Source organism: Pseudomonas sp. HMSC08G10 (genome assembly GCF_001808425.1).
GTDB lineage: Bacteria > Pseudomonadota > Gammaproteobacteria > Pseudomonadales > Pseudomonadaceae > Aquipseudomonas > Aquipseudomonas guariconensis.
This window is the reverse complement of record NZ_KV793281.1, coordinates 12205-31952: the sequence shown is the minus strand read 5'-3', so window position 1 is coordinate 31952 and position 19748 is coordinate 12205. Positions and strand designations below refer to the sequence as shown.

The 19748-nt window shown below is 63.0% G+C and carries 17 protein-coding genes; 7 read left to right on the top strand and 10 right to left on the bottom strand.

The window, feature by feature from the left end:
- Positions 1-53: 53 nt before the first annotated feature.
- Complete coding sequence (gene lolD / locus HMPREF3173_RS00130; protein ID WP_043212877.1) at positions 54-749, bottom strand: lipoprotein-releasing ABC transporter ATP-binding protein LolD; 696 nt, start codon at positions 747-749, stop codon at positions 54-56.
- Entirely contained in the window at positions 742-1992 is a 1251-nt protein-coding gene (locus tag HMPREF3173_RS00125) for a lipoprotein-releasing ABC transporter permease subunit (protein ID WP_043212874.1), read from the bottom strand. The genes lolD and HMPREF3173_RS00125 overlap by 8 nt, the downstream gene beginning before the upstream one ends.
- 93 nt (positions 1993-2085) lie before the next feature.
- Here HMPREF3173_RS00125 and HMPREF3173_RS00120 point away from each other — a divergent pair, with 93 nt between their 5' ends.
- Both HMPREF3173_RS00120 and HMPREF3173_RS00115 read left to right on the top strand, forming a co-directional pair.
- Entirely contained in the window at positions 2086-2670 is a 585-nt protein-coding gene (locus tag HMPREF3173_RS00120; protein WP_043212871.1) for a PilZ domain-containing protein, read from the top strand.
- A gap of 31 nt (positions 2671-2701) precedes the next feature.
- Positions 2702-3424: a glycerophosphodiester phosphodiesterase gene (locus HMPREF3173_RS00115; protein ID WP_070571030.1), complete on the top strand. Its 723-nt coding sequence runs from the start codon at positions 2702-2704 to the stop codon at positions 3422-3424.
- A 42-nt stretch (positions 3425-3466) separates the two neighbouring features.
- Here HMPREF3173_RS00115 and sthA read toward each other — a convergent pair whose 3' ends face one another.
- The 3 genes from sthA to HMPREF3173_RS00100 all read right to left on the bottom strand — a co-directional run bounded on the left by sthA (position 3467) and on the right by HMPREF3173_RS00100 (position 7647).
- Entirely contained in the window at positions 3467-4861 is a 1395-nt protein-coding gene (gene sthA / locus HMPREF3173_RS00110) for a Si-specific NAD(P)(+) transhydrogenase (RefSeq protein WP_043212867.1), read from the bottom strand.
- 202 nt (positions 4862-5063) lie between these two features.
- Positions 5064-6062 carry an FAD:protein FMN transferase gene (locus HMPREF3173_RS00105; RefSeq protein ID WP_070571057.1) on the bottom strand — a complete coding sequence of 333 codons (999 nt, stop codon included), beginning with the start codon at positions 6060-6062 and terminating at the stop codon, positions 5064-5066.
- Positions 6063-6183: 121 nt separating this feature from the next.
- A complete protein-coding gene (locus tag HMPREF3173_RS00100) occupies positions 6184-7647 on the bottom strand; it encodes a glyceraldehyde-3-phosphate dehydrogenase (protein WP_070571029.1) in 1464 nt (487 codons plus the stop codon).
- Positions 7648-7814: 167 nt separating this feature from the next.
- Here HMPREF3173_RS00100 and mfd point away from each other — a divergent pair, with 167 nt between their 5' ends.
- Genes mfd through HMPREF3173_RS23745 form a run of 3 tightly spaced genes read left to right on the top strand, consistent with a single transcriptional unit; the run spans position 7815 to position 15162 of the window.
- Positions 7815-11264 carry a transcription-repair coupling factor gene (mfd, locus tag HMPREF3173_RS00095; protein WP_070571028.1) on the top strand — a complete coding sequence of 1150 codons (3450 nt, stop codon included), beginning with the start codon at positions 7815-7817 and terminating at the stop codon, positions 11262-11264.
- A 9-nt stretch (positions 11265-11273) separates the two neighbouring features.
- Positions 11274-11846, top strand: a complete 573-nt coding sequence (locus tag HMPREF3173_RS00090) for a peptidoglycan binding protein CsiV (RefSeq protein ID WP_070571027.1) — start codon at positions 11274-11276, stop codon at positions 11844-11846.
- A 1-nt stretch (position 11847) separates the two neighbouring features.
- Positions 11848-15162: a DEAD/DEAH box helicase gene (locus HMPREF3173_RS23745; RefSeq protein ID WP_083299888.1), complete on the top strand. Its 3315-nt coding sequence runs from the start codon at positions 11848-11850 to the stop codon at positions 15160-15162.
- A 57-nt stretch (positions 15163-15219) separates the two neighbouring features.
- On the opposite strand, the gene nagZ is transcribed toward HMPREF3173_RS23745, so the two are convergent.
- The 3 genes from nagZ to HMPREF3173_RS00070 are packed head-to-tail and all read right to left on the bottom strand — an operon-like array spanning position 15220 to position 17519.
- Positions 15220-16218 (bottom strand): beta-N-acetylhexosaminidase, encoded by a 999-nt coding sequence (gene nagZ, locus HMPREF3173_RS00080; protein WP_177343680.1) that lies wholly within the window; start codon positions 16216-16218, stop codon positions 15220-15222.
- A gap of 23 nt (positions 16219-16241) precedes the next feature.
- Complete coding sequence (locus HMPREF3173_RS00075) at positions 16242-16766, bottom strand: L,D-transpeptidase (protein ID WP_070571026.1); 525 nt, start codon at positions 16764-16766, stop codon at positions 16242-16244.
- A 39-nt stretch (positions 16767-16805) separates the two neighbouring features.
- Positions 16806-17519, bottom strand: a complete 714-nt coding sequence (locus tag HMPREF3173_RS00070; RefSeq protein WP_070571025.1) for a TetR/AcrR family transcriptional regulator — start codon at positions 17517-17519, stop codon at positions 16806-16808.
- A gap of 242 nt (positions 17520-17761) precedes the next feature.
- Here HMPREF3173_RS00070 and lexA point away from each other — a divergent pair, with 242 nt between their 5' ends.
- Positions 17762-18370, top strand: a complete 609-nt coding sequence (gene lexA, locus HMPREF3173_RS00065; protein ID WP_070571024.1) for a transcriptional repressor LexA — start codon at positions 17762-17764, stop codon at positions 18368-18370.
- Between the two features lie 13 nt (positions 18371-18383).
- Positions 18384-18872: an SOS-induced cell division inhibitor SulA gene (gene sulA / locus HMPREF3173_RS00060; RefSeq protein WP_070571023.1), complete on the top strand. Its 489-nt coding sequence runs from the start codon at positions 18384-18386 to the stop codon at positions 18870-18872.
- Between the two features lie 50 nt (positions 18873-18922).
- Here the strand turns inward: sulA and HMPREF3173_RS00055 are convergent, their stop codons facing one another.
- Both HMPREF3173_RS00055 and HMPREF3173_RS00050 read right to left on the bottom strand, forming a co-directional pair.
- Complete coding sequence (locus HMPREF3173_RS00055; protein WP_043215749.1) at positions 18923-19156, bottom strand: hypothetical protein; 234 nt, start codon at positions 19154-19156, stop codon at positions 18923-18925.
- Between the two features lie 51 nt (positions 19157-19207).
- On the bottom strand, positions 19208-19729 hold the full coding sequence (locus HMPREF3173_RS00050) for a DUF6586 family protein (RefSeq protein WP_070571022.1): 522 nt from the start codon (positions 19727-19729) through the stop codon (positions 19208-19210).
- Positions 19730-19748 lie beyond the last annotated feature (19 nt).

Genomic DNA, 19748 nt, shown 5'->3' with positions numbered 1-19748 from the left:
ACACCCAATGAAAAAAGGTTACGGCGCAGCCCATGCCGCGCCGTGCAATCGACTCAGATCGGCACCAGACGGCCGTCTTCCAGGTGCAGCACGCGGTCCATCTGACGCGCCAGGTTCAAGTCATGGGTGACCACCAGGAACGCCGTCTGCGAAGCGCTGGACAGCTCCTGCATCAATTCCTGGATACCAAGGGCGGTGTGGTGATCGAGGTTGCCGGTGGGCTCGTCGAGCATCACCAGGCCCGGGCGGTTGACCAGGGCACGGGCGATTGCCACGCGCTGGCGCTCGCCACCGGAAAGTTCGGCCGGCTTGTGGTTCAGACGATGACCCAGGCCCACCCGCTTGAGCAGGGCCTCGGCGCGCTCACGCGCTTCGGGGATCGGCGTGCGGCCGATCAGCAGCGGCATGCAGGCGTTCTCCAGGGCGGTGAACTCCGGCAGCAGGTGGTGGAACTGGTAGACGAAGCCCAGCGCACGGTTGCGCAGCAGGCCACGGGCGCGCTCGCCAAGGGCAGACAGTTCCTCGCCCGCGAGCCAGACACTGCCCTGGGTCGGGGTGTCGAGGCCGCCGAGCAGGTTGAGCAAGGTACTCTTGCCGGAGCCGGAGCTGCCGACGATAGCCACCCGCTCACCTGCATGCAGCTCCAGGTTCAACCCGGACAGCACCTTCACCGACTCCGGCCCTTCCTCGTAGGACTTGCCCAGGTTGCGGCAGCTCAGTACGGCTTTATTCATGCGCGACTCACTCATAACGTAGCGCCTCTGCTGGCTGGGTGCGGGCCGCACGCCAGGCCGGATACAGGGTGGCGAAGAAACTCAGGACCAACGCCGCACCGCAGACCATCCAGACGTCCTCGGCCATGATCTGCGACGGCAGGTAATCGATGAAGTACACATCCGCGTTCAGGAACTTGTGCCCGATCAGCTTCTCGATGCCGGCGATCACCGCACTGACATTGAGTGCGGCGACGATGCCGACGACGGCACCGATCAACGTGCCGACCACGCCAATCACCGTCCCCTGGACCATGAAGATGGCCATGATCTGCCCCGGCGTGGCGCCGAGGGTACGCAGGATGGCGATGTCGCCACGCTTGTCGTTGACCACCATCACCAGTGTGGAAATGATGTTGAACGCCGCCACTGCCACGATCAGCAGCAGCAACAGGCCGATCATGGCCTTCTCCATACGGATGGCCTGGTACAGGTTGCCGTGGCTGCGAGTCCAGTCGCGGGTGTAGAACTCCTGCTCGCCCAGGCGTTGGGCGATATCCCAGGCCACGCGCGGGGCCTGGAACAGGTCGTCGAACTTCAGGCGCAGGCCCTGGACCTGGTCGGCCTTCCAGCGGTGCAGGCGCGAGAGGTCACTGATGTTGGTCAGGCCCAGGTAACCGTCGATTTCGCCGGCGCCAACGTGGAAAGTGCCGACCACGGTGAAGCGCTTCATGCGCGGGAACATGCCCGCCGGGGTCACGCTGACCTCCGGGGCGACGAAGGTCAGCTTGTCGCCGATACCCACGCCCAGCTTGGCCGCGGCTTTGTCACCGATCATGATGCCCCATTCGCCCGGCGCCAGCTTGTCGAGGCTGCCCTCCAGGACGAAATTCTCGATGATGGATACCTGCCGCTCCAGCGCAGGGTCGATGCCGTTGAGCAGCACCTTCTGCACCTTGCCGTCATGAGTCAGCAACCCCTGCATCTGGGTGAAGGGCGCGACCGCCAGCACCTGTGGATTCTGCTTTACTTGTTGGGCAAGGCCCGACCAGTTGTCCAGCGGTTGGCCGGTTTCGAGCGTGGCATGGGGGATCATGCCCAGCACGCGGGTACGCATCTCGTGGTCGAAGCCGTTCATGACCGACAGCACCACGATCATCACCACCACGCCAAGGGCGAGGCCGATCATCGAAGTCAGCGAAATGAACGAGACGAAGTGGTTGCGACGCTTGGCACGGGTGTAGCGGGTGCCAATGAATACGAAAAGAGGTCTGAACATGTCGGGGCTTGTTCGGATGAAAGGGAACGTCCTTGTGGCAGGGCGCCTGCAGCGGCTTTACACTCGGACCACCGCCGTAACCATGGGTTCGCCATGACGACACTAGACGAAGAAGATCGCCGCGAATACTACCGCATCGAAGACAGTATCGCACTTGAAATCAACGCCTTGGACACGGCCCAAGGCCAGGAGACAGACCTGTTGCAGGATGCTTCACCGCTGTTCAATCTGCTCAGCGAACTGCACCTGGCCGACTTCGAGTCCCAGCACCTGATGCGCCAGTTGAGCGAGAAGGACCGCACCCTCGCGGCCTTCCTGCGGGTACAAAACAAACGCATCGACCTGCTCAGCGCGGTGCTCGCCCAGACCCTGCTGGGTGAAATCGGCAAGCCCCGGCGGGTGATTCTCTCCGAAGGCGGCATCGAGTTCGCCCACGCAACGCCCATCGCCCCCGGTACGCGACTGGCAGTGAAGATGATCCTCATGCCCCGTGCCCTCGGCCTACTGCTGCGCGCGCGGGTCACCCACTGCGACCCACGCCCGGAAGGCAATCACGAGGTCGGCACCGAATTCATCGACATGACCGACGCCCAGCGCCAACTGCTGGCCCGGTACATCCTGCAGCGCCAGCAACAACAACGACGCCAGGCGCTGGAACAGAACGACCCCGCCTCTTGAGCCTTTTCCATTTTGACCTGAAGGAACGAACGTGACCCTGATCTATGGCCATCGCGGCGCCAAAGGCGAAGCGCCCGAGAATACCCTGAACAGCTTCCGCCAGTGCTTGTCACATGGCGTCGATCGCTGCGAACTGGACCTGCACCTGTCGGCCGACAACGAGCTGATGGTGATCCACGACCCGACGCTCAAGCGCACCACCGGTCGGCGCGGCAAGGTGGTCGAGCACACCGCCGCCGAGCTGGTCACCTACGATGCACGTAAGGGCGGCCCGGGCTGGGTGCAGCCCTGCCCCATCCCACGCCTGGAAGAACTGTTCGAGAAGTGCGCTTTCGCGCATTGGCAACTGGAGGTCAAGAGCGCCTCGCGTACCCGGGCCGCCAGTACCGTGCTGGCGATTCGCGAGCTGGCGCAGCAGTACGGCCTGCTGGACAAGATCACCATCACCTCCAGCTCCCGGGAAGTACTTGGCGCCGCGCTGGAACTGGTGCCGGATGTGTCTCGCGGACTGGTCGCCGAGTACGCCTGGCTCGACCCGCTGAAGGTGGCCCAGAACTATGGCTGCCAGATGCTGGCCTTGAACTGGACACTGTGCACGCCCGAGCGCCTGCTCAAGGCACAGCGTCAGGGGTTGCACGTATCGGTGTGGACGGTCAACGAACCGGCGCTGATGCGCCGGCTCGCCGACTTTGGCGTAGACAGCCTGATTACAGACTTTCCCGGTTTGGCCATGACCACCCTTGGGAAGGGCTGAATCCGGACTCCCCGACCGGCTCAGGCCACCGGCCGGAGCCGCTCAAAAAAGCCGGTTCAGGCCGTCGTAGGCCGCTACCCGATAGGCTTCGGCCATGGTCGGGTAGTTGAAGGTGGTGTTGACGAAGTACTTCAGATTGTTCTGCTCACCGGGCTGGTTCATGATCGCCTGGCCGATATGGACGATCTCCGAGGCCTGGTAGCCGAAGCAGTGTACACCCAGGATTTCCAAGGTCTCGCGGTGGAACAGGATCTTCAGCATGCCCTGAGGCTCACCGGCGATCTGGGCACGGGCCATGCTCTTGAAGAAGGCCTTGCCCACTTCATACGGCACCTTGGCCTGGGTCAGCTCCTGCTCGTTCTTGCCGATCGAGCTGATCTCCGGAATGGTGTAGATGCCGGTCGGTACGTCATCGACGAAACGCCAGCTGCCATTGTCGACGATGCTGCCAGCGGCGGAACGCCCCTGGTCGTGGGCAGCGCTGGCCAGGCTCGGCCAGCCGATCACGTCACCGGCGCCATAGACGTTCGGCACGCTGGTGCGGTAGGCCTCGTCGACCTCGATCTGGCCGCGACTGTTGACCTTGATTCCGATGTTCTCCAGGCCCAGCTTGTCGGTGTTGCCGGTACGGCCGTTGCACCACAGCAAGGCATCGGCCTTGATCTTCTTGCCCGACTTCAAGTGCAGGATCACACCATTGTCCAAGCCTTCGACCCGCTCGTACTCCTCGTTGTGGCGTACGGTGATGTTGTTGTTGCTGAAGTGGTAGCTCAGCGCCTGGGAGATTTCCGAATCCAGGAAGCTCAGCAGCTGGCCGCGGTTGTCCACCAGCTCGACCAGCACGCCCAGGCCACTGAAAATGGAGGCGTATTCGCAACCGATCACACCAGCGCCATAGACGATCAGCTTGCGCGGGGTATGGCTCAGGCTGAGGATGGTGTCGCTGTCGTAGACGCGCGGGTGGTGGAAGTCGATATCGGCTGGACGGTACGGACGCGAGCCGGTGGCGATGATGATGTGCTTGGCGACCAGTTTCTCGACCACGCCATTGGAGCACACCACTTCGACGGTCTGCTCATCGGCGAAGCTGCCGGTGCCAACGAACACGTCGACGCGGTTGCGCGCGTAGTAGCCGGTGCGCGAGGCCACTTGCTTGGAGATCACCTTCTCGGCGCTCTTGAGCACATCGGGGAAGGAGAACCAGCGCGGCTCACCGATGGCGCGGAACATCGGGTTGGTGTTGAACTGCATGATCTGGCGCACCGAGTGACGCAGGGCCTTGGACGGAATGGTGCCCAAGTGAGTGCAGTTGCCGCCGACCTGGCGACGGCTGTCGACCATGGCCACCTTGCGTCCTGCTTTGGCGGCATTCATTGCCGCACCTTCTCCGGCCGGGCCGGAACCCAGCACCACTACGTCGTAGTTATAGACAGCCATGCGTACTCCTTCAGAACTGGCCCGCCGACCGGATGGCCGCGGGGCACGATCATGTCGCCGGGGCGCCATGAGAAAATTCGGGTGCAGTCTAATCAAGCGTGAACGCCGCGCACATTAACCCTTGGTCGCGTCGTAGGCCAATTTTGCCTGCACTACATGTCATTCACCGATTCCCTGGCGACGATCATCCGTGTTTGCGCTTTCACTCGCCTTTCAGTGCCCGCTCGAACGCAGGCGTAGCACGAGAGACGAAGCCACCCTCGGCCCGGGTCACCAGCACCGCGGCAATACCATGGGCGACGGCGAAGTCCCAGCCTTGTTCCGGCCCCAGGATCAACAACAGGGTCGAGTAGCCATCGGCTTGGAGCGCCGAGGCATCGAGCACGGTGACAGCAGCAAGGTCATGTTCGACCGGACGCCCCAGGCGGGCATCGAAGGTGTGCGAATAGCGCCGGCCATTGTCCTTGAAATAATGCCGATAGTCACCCGAGGTCGATACAGCCAGACCATCCACGGCGATGACTTGGCGCGCGACCTGACGGTCTTCGCGCGGCAGTTCCAGAGCCACTCGCCACGGACCGCCATCGGGCTTGCGACCCACAGCCTTGAGTTCGCCCGTGGCTTCGACAAGAAAGCTTGCGACGCCCATCGCCCCAAGGCGCTCGGCGATCAGGTCCACAGCGTGGCCTGCGGCGATACTGTTGAAGTCCAGTTCCACTGCGGCGTCCTTGCACAGGGTATCGCCATCGATGCGCAAGTGGTGGTAGCCGACGCGCTGACGGGCCTGGGCCAACTGCAACGGGTCAGGCACCTGCTCCTGGCGCGCCTGAGGGCCGAAGCCCCAGAGATCGAGCAATGGCTCGACGGTCAGGTCGAAAGCGCCCTGGCTTTGTTCGGCCAACCGCTGACCAAACCCGACCAGCGCCAGCATGTCCTTTCCCAGCGCCTGGCATTGGCCTGCCTGCAACTGGTTGAAGCGGCTGACCGCAGAATCGCCACGGTAGGTTGAATAGTGCTCATCGATATCGCGCAGGATCGCTTCCACGGCCTCCTGCGCCTCAAGGCGCGACGGCCCACCTGGCTCGCGGACATACTGGATGCTGTAGCTGCTGCCCATGGTTGGACCGCCAAAGCGCTCCACGCTCGGAGCCTGGTCGCAACCTGCCAGGAACATCAGGGTAAGCAGAAGACCTGTACGCAATTTCAAGTTTCTCGACTGGCCGTACTGACCTCTTCGCGGGCTTACCCATGAATAGGCCCGCACACGGCATAAAAAAACGGGAACCCGAAGGTTCCCGTTTCTTCAACGCATTACAAGCGGATCAGCGTGGAAACGCTGGCGGGTTCACACCAGCCATCTCTTCCATCACACGCACCACCTGGCAGCTATAACCGAACTCGTTGTCGTACCAGACGTACAGGACAACGCGGTTGTCGTTGCAGATGGTCGCTTCGGCGTCGACCACACCGGCGTGGCGCGAGCCCACGAAGTCGGTGGAGACCACTTCCTGGGAGCTGACGTAATCGATCTGCTTGTGCAGTTCCGAGTGCATGGCGGTCTGGCGCAGGTACTCGTTGATCTCGTCGCGGTTGGTGGCCTTTTCCAGGTTCAGGTTGAGGATGGCCATCGAGACGTTCGGCGTCGGCACGCGAATGGCGTTGCCGGTCAGCTTGCCCTTGAGCACAGGCAGTGCCTTGGCGGCAGCGGTGGCTGCGCCGGTCTCGGTGATGACCATGTTCAACGGCGCGGCGCGGCCGCGGCGGCTGCCCTTGTGGAAGTTGTCGATCAGGTTCTGGTCGTTGGTGAACGAGTGAACGGTTTCGACGTGGCCGTTGATGATGCCGTACTGGTCATTGACAGCCTTGAGCACCGGTACGATGGCGTTGGTGGTGCAGGACGCAGCGGAGATGATCTTGTCATCGGCGCTGATATCGCCATGGTTGATGCCGTGAACGATGTTCTTCAGCGCGCCTTTGCCCGGAGCGGTGAGGATCACGCGATCGATGCCAGGGCACTTGAGATGCTGACCCAGGCCTTCGGCGTCACGCCATTTACCGGTGTTGTCCACCAGCAGGGCGTTGTCGATGCCGTATTGGGTGTAGTCGATCGAGGCCGGATCGTTGGAGTAGATCACCTGGATCAGGTTGCCGTTGGCGGTGATGGTGTTGTGCTCTTCGTCGATGACGATGGTGCCGTCGAACGGACCATGTACCGAGTCGCGGCGCAGCAGGCTGGCACGCTTGGTCAGGTCGTTCTCGGCGCCCTTGCGCACGACGATGGCACGCAGGCGCAGGCCGTCGCCACCACCGGTTTTCTCGATCAGGATACGCGCCAGCAGGCGGCCGATGCGACCGAAGCCGTACAGGACGACGTCGGTGCCCTTGCGGGCGGACAGGTTCTGCTGACCGACGACATCGGCCAGTTCTTCACGCACGAACTGCTCGACGCTGCGGCCGTTGCCTTCGAGCTTGAACTTGTTTGCCAGCTTGCCCAGGTCGACCGAAGCGGCGCCCAGTTTCAGCTCGCTCATGGCCTTGAGCAGGGGGAATGTCTCGTGGACGGACAGCTCGGTTTCGTCGGTCTGACGGTGACGGGCAAAGCGGTGGGCTTTGAGGATCGAGATAACCGAACGATTGATCAGGCTGCGGCCATAGATCGAGCTCACCACGTTATTGTTGCGGTAGAGCTGACCGATAAGCGGGATCATCGCTTCAGCCAGGGCTTCACGATCGATCCACTCACCAAGACACTGGTCGGGCTTCTGAGTCACGGGAACCTTCCACATGTAGGGGGAGAAAAAAGGGGCTACATTATGACGCCCCTCGACGTATCGGGCAATGAGCGCCTGTCGCCGCCGCTCGAGCCCGTCGCCAAGCCCTTCCGAGCCTGACAGCGCGCACCGGCACCGGTACAATTGTCCTCTTTGCCGCAACGCTTGGAGTCCAATCTCCCGTGTCAGTTCTGCGCCTACCGCAATTATCGGCCACGGCCGGCAAACAAACCTGGGGAAACCTGCCCGGGGCCGCCCTGAGCCTGGCCATCGCCGAAGCCGCCAGCAGCGCCGGTCGCTTCACCCTGCTGTTGACCGCCGACAGCCAGGCTGCCGACCGCCTGGAACAGGAGCTGCGCTTCTTCGCGCCCGACCTGCCGGTGCTGCCGTTCCCCGATTGGGAAACCCTGCCCTACGACCTGTTCTCGCCCCACCAGGACATCATTTCCCAGCGCATCGCCAGTCTCTATCGGCTGCCTGAGCTCGATCACGGCATCCTCGTGGTGCCGATCACCACCGCCCTGCACCGCCTGGCCCCGACCCGCTTCCTGCTGGGCAGCAGCCTGGTGCTGGATGTGGGCCAGACGATCGACGTCGAACAAATGCGCACGCGCCTGGAAGCCAGCGGCTACCGCTGCGTCGACACGGTCTACGAGCATGGCGAGTTCGCCGTGCGCGGCGCCCTGATCGACCTGTTCCCCATGGGCAGCAAGCTGCCCTACCGGATCGACCTGTTCGACGATGAGATCGAGACCCTGCGCACCTTCGATCCCGAGACCCAGCGCTCGATCGACAAGGTCGACTCGGTTCGCCTGCTGCCGGCCCGCGAGTTCCCGATGCAGAAGGACGAGGTCACCCGCTTCAAGGCGCGCTTTCGTGAGCGTTTCGACGTGGATTTCCGGCGCAGCGCGATCTTTCAGGACCTGACCAGCGGCATCATTCCCGCCGGTATCGAGTACTACCTGCCGCTGTTCTTCGAAGAAACCTCGACCCTCTTCGACTACTTGCCGACCGACACCCAGGTGTTCTCCCTGCCGGGTGTCGAACAGGCAGCCGAGCATTTCTGGAACGATGTGCGCGGACGCTACGAAGAGCGCCGCGGCGACCTGTCCCGCCCCCTGCTGCCACCGGCCGAGCTGTTCCTGCCGGTCGAGGACTGCTTCGCCCAGCTCAAGCAGTGGCCCCGGGTCGTGGTCAGCAGCGACGAGATCGAAACCGGCGCGGGTCGCCTACGGTTCCCGGCGCGAGCCTTGCCGAATCTGGCGATCGAAGCCAAGGCCAACCAGCCACTGGCGGAGCTGTCGAATTTCCTCGAGCAGTTCCCCGGACGCGTGCTGTTCACCGCCGAATCGGCCGGCCGCCGCGAAGTGCTGCTGGAACTGCTCGAGCGCTTGAAGCTGCGCCCTCAAACCGTCGAAGGCTGGGCCGACTTCGTCACCGGCAAGGACCGCCTGGCGATCACCATCGCCCCGCTCGACGACGGCCTGCTGCTGGATGACCCAGGCCTGGCCCTGATCGCCGAGAGCCCATTGTTCGGCCAGCGCGTGATGCAGCGCCGGCGTCGTGAAAAACGTGGTGAGGCGGCCAACGATGCCGTCATCAAGAACCTCACCGAACTGCGCGAAGGTGCACCAGTGGTGCATATCGACCACGGCGTGGGACGTTACCTGGGCCTGGCCACCCTGGAAATCGAAGGCCAGGCCGCCGAGTTCCTGACCTTGGAATATGCAGAGGGCGCCAAGCTCTACGTACCGGTGGCCAACCTGCACCTGATCGCCCGCTACACCGGCAGCGACGATGCCCTGGCCCCACTGCACCGCCTTGGCTCCGAAGCCTGGCAAAAGGCCAAGCGCAAAGCCGCCGAGCAAGTCCGTGACGTGGCGGCCGAACTGCTCGACATCTATGCCCGCCGCGCCGCCCGCAAGGGGCATGCATTCGCCGATCCGGCCGCAGACTACGCCACCTTCAGTGCCGGCTTCCCGTTCGAGGAAACCCCGGACCAGCAATCGGCCATCGAGGCAGTGCGCGCCGACATGCTCGCCGGCAAGCCGATGGACCGCCTGGTGTGCGGCGACGTCGGCTTCGGCAAGACCGAAGTGGCCATGCGCGCAGCGTTCATTGCCGTGCACAGTGGCCGCCAGGTGGCAGTACTGGTGCCTACCACCCTGCTCGCCCAGCAGCACTACAACAGTTTCCGCGACCGTTTCGCCGACTGGCCGGTGACCGTCGAGGTGATGAGCCGCTTCAAGTCGGCCAAAGAAGTCAGCGCCGCCGCCGCGGACCTGGCCGAAGGCAAGATCGACATTCTCATCGGCACCCACAAGCTGCTGCAGGACGACGTGCGCTTCAAGGACCTAGGCCTGGTGATCATCGATGAGGAGCACCGTTTCGGTGTGCGCCAGAAGGAACAGCTCAAGGCCCTGCGCAGCGAGGTAGACATCCTTACCCTGACCGCCACCCCCATCCCGCGCACCCTCAACATGGCCGTGTCGGGCATGCGGGACCTGTCGATCATCGCCACCCCGCCGGCGCGACGCCTGTCGGTGCGCACCTTCGTCATGGAGCAGAACAAGAGCACGGTCAAAGAGGCGTTGCTACGTGAATTGCTGCGTGGCGGCCAGGTGTACTACCTGCACAACGACGTCAAGAGCATCGAGAAATGCGCCGCCGAGCTGGCCGAACTGGTACCCGAGGCACGTATCGGCATCGGCCACGGCCAGATGCGCGAGCGCGAACTCGAGCAGGTGATGAGCGACTTCTACCACAAGCGCTTCAACGTGCTGGTGGCCTCGACCATCATCGAGACGGGTATCGACGTGCCGAGCGCCAACACCATCGTCATCGAACGCGCCGACAAGTTCGGCCTGGCCCAGCTACACCAGTTGCGCGGCCGGGTCGGACGCAGCCACCACCAGGCCTACGCCTACCTGCTGACGCCGCCGCGCCAGCAGATCAGCGCCGATGCCGAAAAACGCCTCGAGGCCATCGCCAACACCCAGGACCTGGGTGCAGGTTTCGTGCTGGCCACCAACGACCTGGAGATTCGCGGTGCCGGCGAGCTGCTCGGCGAAGGCCAGAGCGGGCAGATTCAGGCCGTGGGCTTCACCCTCTACATGGAAATGCTCGAGCGCGCCGTCAAGGCCATCCGCAAGGGCACCCAGCCGAACCTCGAGCAACCGCTTGGTGGCGGCCCGGAGATCAACCTGCGCCTACCGGCGCTGATTCCCGAGGACTATCTGCCGGACGTGCATGCCCGTCTGATTCTCTACAAACGCATCGCCTCGGCCGCCGACGAAGAGGGCCTCAAGGACCTGCAAGTGGAGATGATCGACCGCTTCGGCCTGCTGCCTGAACCGACCAAGAACCTGATGCGCCTGACCCTGCTCAAGCTGCAGGCGGAAAAACTCGGCATCAAGAAAGTCGATGCCGGCCCCAATGGCGGCAAGCTCGAGTTCGAGGCCGAAACCCCGGTCGACCCGCTGACCCTGATCAAGCTGATCCAGGGCCAGCCCAAGCGCTACAAATTCGAGGGCGCCACGCAGTTCCGCTTCCTCGTGCCGATGGAGCGCCCCGATGAACGTTTCAACACCCTGGAGGCGCTGTTCGAGCGCCTGACCCCACAGCCTGCCTAAGGAAGATCCATGCGTGCCATTCGTTGCCTGACCTTGATGCTGACGCTGTTCGCGCCGGCCGCCTTCGCCGAAGGCCTTTATCAGGTGGAAATGATCCTGGTGCGGCAGAACGCCGTACCTGCGGTAACCAGCCCGTTCGCCCCCGAAGATTGGAGCGCCGGCGCCCCCCGCCTGGACAAGGGCGCCGAGCGCCCACTGGCGCTGGAGGACGAAGTCACCCGCTTGCAAGCCACCGCCGACTACACCGTGCTGATGCACAAGGCCTGGCAGCAGGAAGTGAGCAGCGAACCGAGCCGTATCGCCCTGAGTGCAGGCCAGGAGCAGTTCGGTCATTTCCCCATCGAGGGCAACCTGAGCATCGCCGATGGCCGCTTCATCGCCGTGCAGGCCAACTTCTGGGTGAACCAACTCGATGGCAATGGTGCCGTGGTACGCAGCGAGCAGTTCAAGCAGAGCAACAGCAACATGAAAGGCAACCAGCTGACCTTCCTCGACGGCGGGCACCTTGCCGTACTGCTGAAGGTGACACCCGCTGGCATGCGCAAGATGCCGGTGATGGATCCGGAGATGATGGAGCAGTGAGGTGAGCGAGAGCGATGTGCGGCGCCTGCTTCAGCGTGATGAAAGCTGGAAGGCGGACTTCGACGACGGAGCGCTCGCCCGTGGACAGAACTACGCGGCGCAGGGCCGGACAAAAACGCTTTCGATCCATGACAGAACGATAGAGGCTGCCTGCCTGGGCTCGGCAGGCCAGCGCTACACTCAGAAGATCCTTCTCGAGCCGAACGCTGGCAGGCTGCGGGTACTGGGCCGCTGTAGCTGTCCTGTGGGCGTCAACTGCAAACATTGCGCTGCGACACTTTTCCATTTGCACGCGTCCCTCGATGATCATGACGCCAGCGACGGGCTGTCCCTTCCCCCGGAGCTGAGCCAGTGGGTCAAGGCACTGGAAACGCCCGAGTCTGCGCCGGCCAATCCAAGCCCTTCGCGCAAAGGGCCGGCCATCTACTACCAGATCAGCCTGAACCAGGCACAATGTCGGCTGGAGGCGGTGAAAGGCACACGCCAGAGCGACGGCACACTGAAGCTGAGCAGGATCACCTCGCTGCCGGAAATGATCTACTACACGCCACGCTATGTGACCGAAGCCGATGCGCGGCTGCTGCGCCTGATCAGCGCCCAAAACAGCAACGTCGTCTCGCCAGTAACCCGTCTGGAGGGGAAAAAGGGTTCCGAACTCCTCGAGTACGCATTGGCAAGCGGTCGCCTGCTGTTCGACCAGCAGCAGGAGCCGCTGACTCCTGGCCCGGACCAGGCCGCCGAGTTTCGCTGGGTCCGACTGGAGGACGGCGCGTATCGGGGCGTCTGGCATCACGACAGCGACACACCGCTGCAGGTCCTGCCGCTCGACCCGCTGTATTACGTCAATCCACAGACCCGCCAAACCGGCAGACTGCAACATAACCTGGACCCATTCATCGCCAGCCAGCTGGCGCGCGCGCCCATCGTACCCGAACACCTGGTTGTCCCTTTGAGTCACCGCCTGAACGCCTTGAACCGCCAAGTCCCCACCCCTACCGCCGTGCGTAGCGAAGAGCACGATGACATCCAGCCACGTCCGCACCTGACCCTGGGCAGCCTGGAATTCAGTGCCTACATGCCCAAGACCGGGCGCATGCAGCGTCAGATGCAGCATCGCGCTGCGCTGGCGTTCAATTATGACGGCCTGCTGGCCAGCGGTACCGACGAAAAGCCCCTGAGCCGCCTGGTAGGCGAAACCAGCCAGCGCATCCGTCGCCAGCCCAAGGCCGAGCAAGCCTTTCGCCAAACCCTGCGCGAACTGGGCTTCAAGCCTGCCACCCGACAGAGCAAAGCTCTGCCGGACAGCGCAGGCGAGATGCTCCAGCTACCCGACGATGAGGCTTGGCTGCGCTTTGCCCGCGAAGGGCTACCCAAACTGCGTCAGGCCGGCTGGGAGATCGACATTCCTCGGGATTTCGCCTTCGATCTACAGGAGGTGGACGACTGGTACGCCACCGTCCAAGAAGCGCCGGGCCATGAATGGTTCGATCTCGAGCTGGGTATCGTGGTCGATGGGCAACGCCACAGCCTGCTGCCGATCGTGCTGCAGCTGTTGCGCACCAGTCCTGAACTGCTGCGCGCCGGCGAACTGGCCCGACGTAGCGACGATGAACACCTGCTCATCGACCTCAACCGCGGCCGCCAGGACAGCCCTGCCCTGCGTGTCGCCCTGCCCTATGGCCGGATCAAAGCGGTGATGGGCACCCTCGGCGAGCTCTACCTGCATGAAGATGCTGTCGGCCCATCCCTGCGCCTGGAGCGTGCCGATGCGGCGCGACTGAACGATATCGAGCACCTGCCCCTGCACTGGGAAGGCGGCGAGCATGTGCGTGAGCTGGGCCGACGGCTGCGCGATGCGCGTGATTTGCAGATCAAGCCGCCCAAGGGGCTCAAGGCCGAGCTGCGCCCCTACCAGCAGCAAGGCCTGAGCTGGCTGCAGGCCCTGCGCGAAATGGGCACTGGCGGCATCCTGGGCGATGACATGGGCCTGGGCAAGACCCTGCAGACCCTTGCCCACCTGCTGCTTGAGAAACAAAGTGCACGCCTGGAGCAACCGGCCCTGGTGGTGATGCCCACGAGCCTTGTGCCCAACTGGCTCGATGAAGCCCAACGCTTCGCTCCCGCACTTCGCGTCCTGGCACTGCATGGCCCGGGCCGCAGCAAGCACTTCACCGCGCTGCACGACTACGATGTGATCCTGACCACCTACGCCCTGCTCCCGCGGGACCTGGAGCACCTGCGTTCAGTGCACTGGAGCCTGCTGATTCTCGACGAGGCGCAGAACATCAAGAGCAGTACCAGCAAGGCAGCCCAAGCGGTCTGCGATCTGAAGGCAGGCCAGCGCCTGTGCCTGACCGGCACCCCGATGGAGAACAACCTGGGCGAGCTATGGTCGCTGTTCCACTTCCTGATGCCTGGCTGGCTGGGCGATCTGAAGCGCTTCAACCAGGACTACCGCACACCGATCGAACGCCACGGCGATACCGAACGCATGGCGCATCTGGCCAGTCGCATCCGACCATTCCTGCTGCGCCGGACCAAGGAACAGGTGGCCACCGAGCTGCCGGCCAAAACCGAGATGATCCACTGGGTCGAGCTCAGCGATGCCCAGCGCGACACCTACGAAGCCGTGCGCGTGGCCATGGACAAGAAAGTCCGTGACGAGATAGCCCGCAATGGGGCGGCGCGCAGTCAGATCGTCATCCTCGATGCCTTGCTCAAGCTGCGCCAGGTGTGCTGTGACCTTCGCCTGGTCAAGGGCGTGGAGGCCAAGGGCAACCAGGCCGACAAGGGCAAGCTCGGCAGTTTGATGGACATGCTCGAGGAGTTGCTCAGCGAGGGGCGCCGGGTGCTGCTGTTTTCGCAATTCACCTCGATGCTGGCGTTGATCGAGACCGAACTTGCCAAGCGCAATGTCCGCTATAGCCTACTGACCGGTGACACCCGTGACCGACGCACCCCTGTGCAGCAGTTTCAGACCGGCGAAAGCGAGGTATTCCTGATCAGCCTCAAGGCCGGCGGCACGGGCCTTAACCTGACGGCTGCCGACACGGTGATCCACTACGACCCGTGGTGGAATCCAGCCAGCGAGAGCCAGGCCACCGACCGCGCCTATCGCATTGGCCAGGACAAGCCGGTGTTTGTGTTCAAGCTGATCACCCGAGGCACGGTAGAAGAAAAGATCCAGCAGCTTCAACAGGAAAAGGCAGCCCTGGCAGCCGGCCTGCTCGATGGCGGATCGGCTGGCCAATGGCGCTTGGGCGATGAGGAGATCGAGGCACTGTTTGCGCCACTGCCTGGCAAGCGCAGTCGCTGATCTGTGGAGGACGCTTTCGTCGCTCCACCAGATCGCGCCGAATCAAGGCACCCCAAATCAATCGACCAACTGTGCTTCCTTCAAAGCACCCAGCGCCTCCAGCCAACGCGGCTGCTGGCGGTAATCGGTGCGGGCGAAGCCACGTCCGCGCATCCTCGCGATCCGCGGCGATGGCTCGACCTTCAGCCGCTGGGCCGCGCTCAATGCCAGCTCCGCCGCTGCCCGGTCATTGCACACCAACCCCATGTCGCAACCGGCGCTCAGGGCCGCCTCGATCCGGCTGGCAGCATCACCCACCACATGGGCACCGGCCATGGACAAGTCGTCACTGAAAATCACCCCCTCGAACCCCATCTCACCGCGCAGGATGTCCTGCAGCCAGCGACGCGAGAACCCGGCCGGCTGGTTATCGATTTGCGGGTAGATCACATGCGCAGGCATCACAGCCGCCAATTGGCCTCTTAGCTGAATGAAAGGCAGCAGGTCCGCCTGGCGTAACTGCTCAAGGCTGCGCTCATCCGTAGGTATAGCCACGTGAGAGTCGGCTTCCGCCCAGCCATGCCCCGGGAAGTGCTTGCCACAAGCAGCCATGCCAGCGGCATTCATACCGCGGATGAACGCCCCCGCCAGTTGGGTGGCGCGCGCCGGGTCACCCTCGAAGGCACGGCTGCCGACTACAGCGCTGCGCTGATGATCCAGGTCAAGCACCGGAGCGAAGCTCAGGTCAAGGCCTACAGCCTGCACTTCGGTCGCCATCAGCCAACCACACTGCTCGGCCAGGTATTCGGCGTTGGCATTGTCGGCGATCGCACGCATGGCCGGCAGACGTACGAACCCCTGGCGTAGGCGTTGGACCCGTCCACCCTCCTGGTCGACAGCCAGGATGAGGTCGGGGCGCACAGCACGGATGGAGGCGCACAGCTCACGCACCTGGCGAGGGCTATCGATGTTGCGGGCAAAAATGATCAGGCCGGCCACTTCGGGCTGGCGCAGGAGATGACGGTCTTCGGCGGTCAGCCATTTACCGGCGATATCCACCATCAGGGAGCCTTGCAGGCGGGCAGTCATATTGGATTCCTTCATGGGAGGGGCAGCACGCCCCAGTGCGGGCAGGCGGACTCGTCGATCCGCACCGCGCAATGGTTCGGTACCCGATCGAACAACGCGATCAAGTCGCTGTTCCTGAGACGTATGCAACCATGGGACAACGGGATGCCCATAGGTTCAGTGTCCGGCGTACCGTGGAGGTAGATGTAGCGGCGAAAGGTGTCGACCTTGCCAAGCCGATTGACCCCAGGTTCACAACCACTGAGCCAGAGAATGCGGCTCAGGATCCAGTCGCGCCCGGGAAACTGCTCATGCAGCGCCGGGGACCAGACCTCGCCCGTCCAGCGCCGGCTGCGCAGTACAGCGCCCTGCGGCAGGCCGGCACCGATCTTGGCGCGGACCTGGTGAAGGCCTCGCGGCGTACAGCCGGAGCCATTGAGCTCCCCGGCACCGTTTCGCGCCGTGGACACCTCCAGGCGCACGCGCAGTGCCCCACGGGTGAATCCGTAGAGGCGCTGGTCGGCAAGAGAGATTTGCAGAAAGTCGAGGTCAGGCATGGGCGCTAGCTTAGCCCAAGCGCCTCTTAGCGCACAGTGTCAGGCCTTGGCTGGCGCTGGCGCGGTACCGCTCTTGCTGCGCGGTCGCAGTTGCGCGGCGGCCATGGCCGGATCGGTGACCCCACTGTCGGCACGCATGCCAGCGGCGAGGAACGGCACCATCAGGCGCATCACTTGCTCGATCGAGGTATTGATGCCGAAGTCGGTTTCGGCGATGGCACGCAGCGCCTTGATGCCCGACATGCTGAAAGCGGCAGCCCCAAGCATGAAGTGCACGCGCCAGAACAGCTCCAGCGGCGGGATACGCGGCGCGGCTTCGTTGACCAGCAGCATGTAGCGGCGGAACACCTTGCCGTACATGTCTTCGAGGTATCGACGTAGGTGACCTTGGCTCTGGCTGAAGGCAAGGCCAAGCAGGCGCATGAAGATCGACAGATCGTTGTTGCTGCGAGGCTGCACGGCCAGCGCTTGCTCGACCAGCATCTCGAGCAACTCCTCCAGGCTCGGTTTGGGCTCGGGGCGCGCCTGACGACGATCCAGCTCACGTTCGAGACTGGAGCAGAACGGGCCGAGAAAACGCGAGAATACCGCCTGGATCAGGGCTTTCTTGGAGCCGAAATGGTAGTTCACCGCCGCCAGGTTGACCCCGGCCTTGCTGGTGATCAGCCGCAACGAGGTTTCCGCGAACCCCCTCTCCGCAAACAGCTGCTCTGCAGCATCGAGAATGCGTTCAACGGTTTCCGATTGGGCCATGACTACTCCGTCTGACAAACAGTTGTTTGAAACATACGTTTCAAGCTTTCATCTGTCAAGACGCGTGACCCGCCAGTCGCCATTTAACCACAGCATTGAAACATTCGCTGCAAGCCACGGTTGGCGTAGGCTTCGCCCTATATGCACCACACAGTGACGTGTTTTCCCGGCCCACAGTGCTTGCAGCTGGCCAGCCACTGTATATAATCCCAGTCACTGTATAAAAAGACAGAGCGCTTGCCATGCTTAAACTGACGCCACGCCAAGCTGAAATCCTGGCCTTCATCAAACGCTGCCTGGAAGACAACGGCTTTCCGCCGACCCGCGCGGAAATCGCTCAGGAGCTTGGTTTCAAATCGCCCAATGCGGCCGAAGAGCACCTCAAGGCGCTCGCCCGCAAAGGAGCGATCGAAATGACCCCGGGCGCCTCCCGCGGCATTCGCATCCCAGGGCTTGAGGCCAAGGCAGAAGAGAACAGCCTGCCTATCATCGGCCGGGTCGCTGCCGGCGCACCGATCCTCGCCGAGCAACACATCGAAGAATCCTGCAACATCAACCCAGCCTTCTTCCATCCTCGCGCCGACTATCTGCTACGTGTCCACGGCATGAGCATGAAGGACATCGGCATCTTCGACGGTGATCTGCTGGCGGTCCACACCTGCCGGGAGGCCCGCAACGGCCAGGTCGTGGTCGCCCGCATCGGTGACGAAGTGACCGTCAAGCGTTTCAAGCGCGAAGGCAGCAAGGTCTGGTTGATCGCCGAGAATCCCGAATTCGCCCCCATCGAAGTCGACCTGAAAGAACAGGAACTGGTGATCGAGGGCTTGAGTGTCGGCGTCATTCGCCGCTGATCCAGGAGGCGTCATGCAGCAGTTCATCCACACACCCCAGCAAGCCCAGTTGCCGCTGTTCGAAGCCTTCCTGGCCCAGCCGGCGCTGCCAGGTCTCAAGCCTAGAGACACTGCCGGTGAGCAGCCGCGCAAGGGCACCCAGCCGGAGTTGTTCAGCGAACTGTCTTTGCGCGGCGCTCTAGGTCATTGCCAGGGCCTGCTGGCCCCGATCCTGCGCGAGCTGAGCGAAGAGGACGAAACCCGCTGGCTGACGCTCATCGCGCCCCCTGTCAGCCTGACCCAGGCCTGGTTGCGTGATGCCGGCCTGAACCGCGAACGTATTTTGCTGTTGCAACCAGGCGCAAACCAGAGCGCCTTGCAACTAGCGTGTGAAGCGCTACGCCTGGGCCACAGTCACACCGTCGTCAGTTGGCTTGGCAACGTCAATGCTAATGCACGCCAGCAATTGATCCGCGCTGCCAACACCGGAAACGCACAAAGCCTGAACATCCGCCTCGGCTGATGTTCAGGCTTTGCCTGTCTCAATCCAATCCCTGAATCGGAGCGCGGTGCTCAGTGCAAAACGCGCGGTCCTTCGTCACGCTCGAAATCGCCCTCTACCAGGCGACCTGCCATCTGCACACCCACGCTCAACATGGCCTTGGCCACTTCAACATGCTGGCCCTGCAGGAAGGCCTTGGCGTCCTCGGAGAAATCCAGGGTCACCAGGGAACCCTCGTCCTCGGCGCGGCGCAGTTCAATCCGGCCATCAGGCAACTCGACAATTTCTAGAAAGGACGTTGACATATAGGGCCTGCTTTTCACGAAAGGCGATTATTGTACCAGCCGCCAGCGCTATCAGCACTCACTCAACGCGTCACGAAAGCGCCGAACCACGTCCTTGAGGTTGGCCCGCCAACTTTCCAGCTCTTGCCGGGAAAGCGCTGGTTGCTCGGGCTCGTCCAAATTCACGGCCTGGATCAGCGGCTGGGTGACATCGGATTTAGGGGCTTTTTTGGCGACCGGCGGTCGGAACAAATCGGCATAAGCACGCAGCATCTGGGCAAGCCAAGTTTCTGGCTGACGCACCAGCTCAAGCAGCTCGGCCACCTCAGGAATGGCAATGCCATCCAGCGTCTCGTCGTTGAGCAAAAGCTCTACCCGCGACGCCGCAGCCTGGGGCAAGCGGTAGAAACCTGCGATTTCATGGCACAGCCCCAGTAAAGCGCCATACAAGTGAAACAGTGCAGACTCGCGCTCGGCCTGTATCAGGCCTTGGGCATTCATCGCCTGGCTACCTTCAGCCTTGGCCATGGACTCCAGGGCAAGCCCGGCGAAGAAGAGTTTCTGATTGGTGCGGGTGTAGAGTTCCTGGGCCATCTTCAGTGACCTCCCTGAG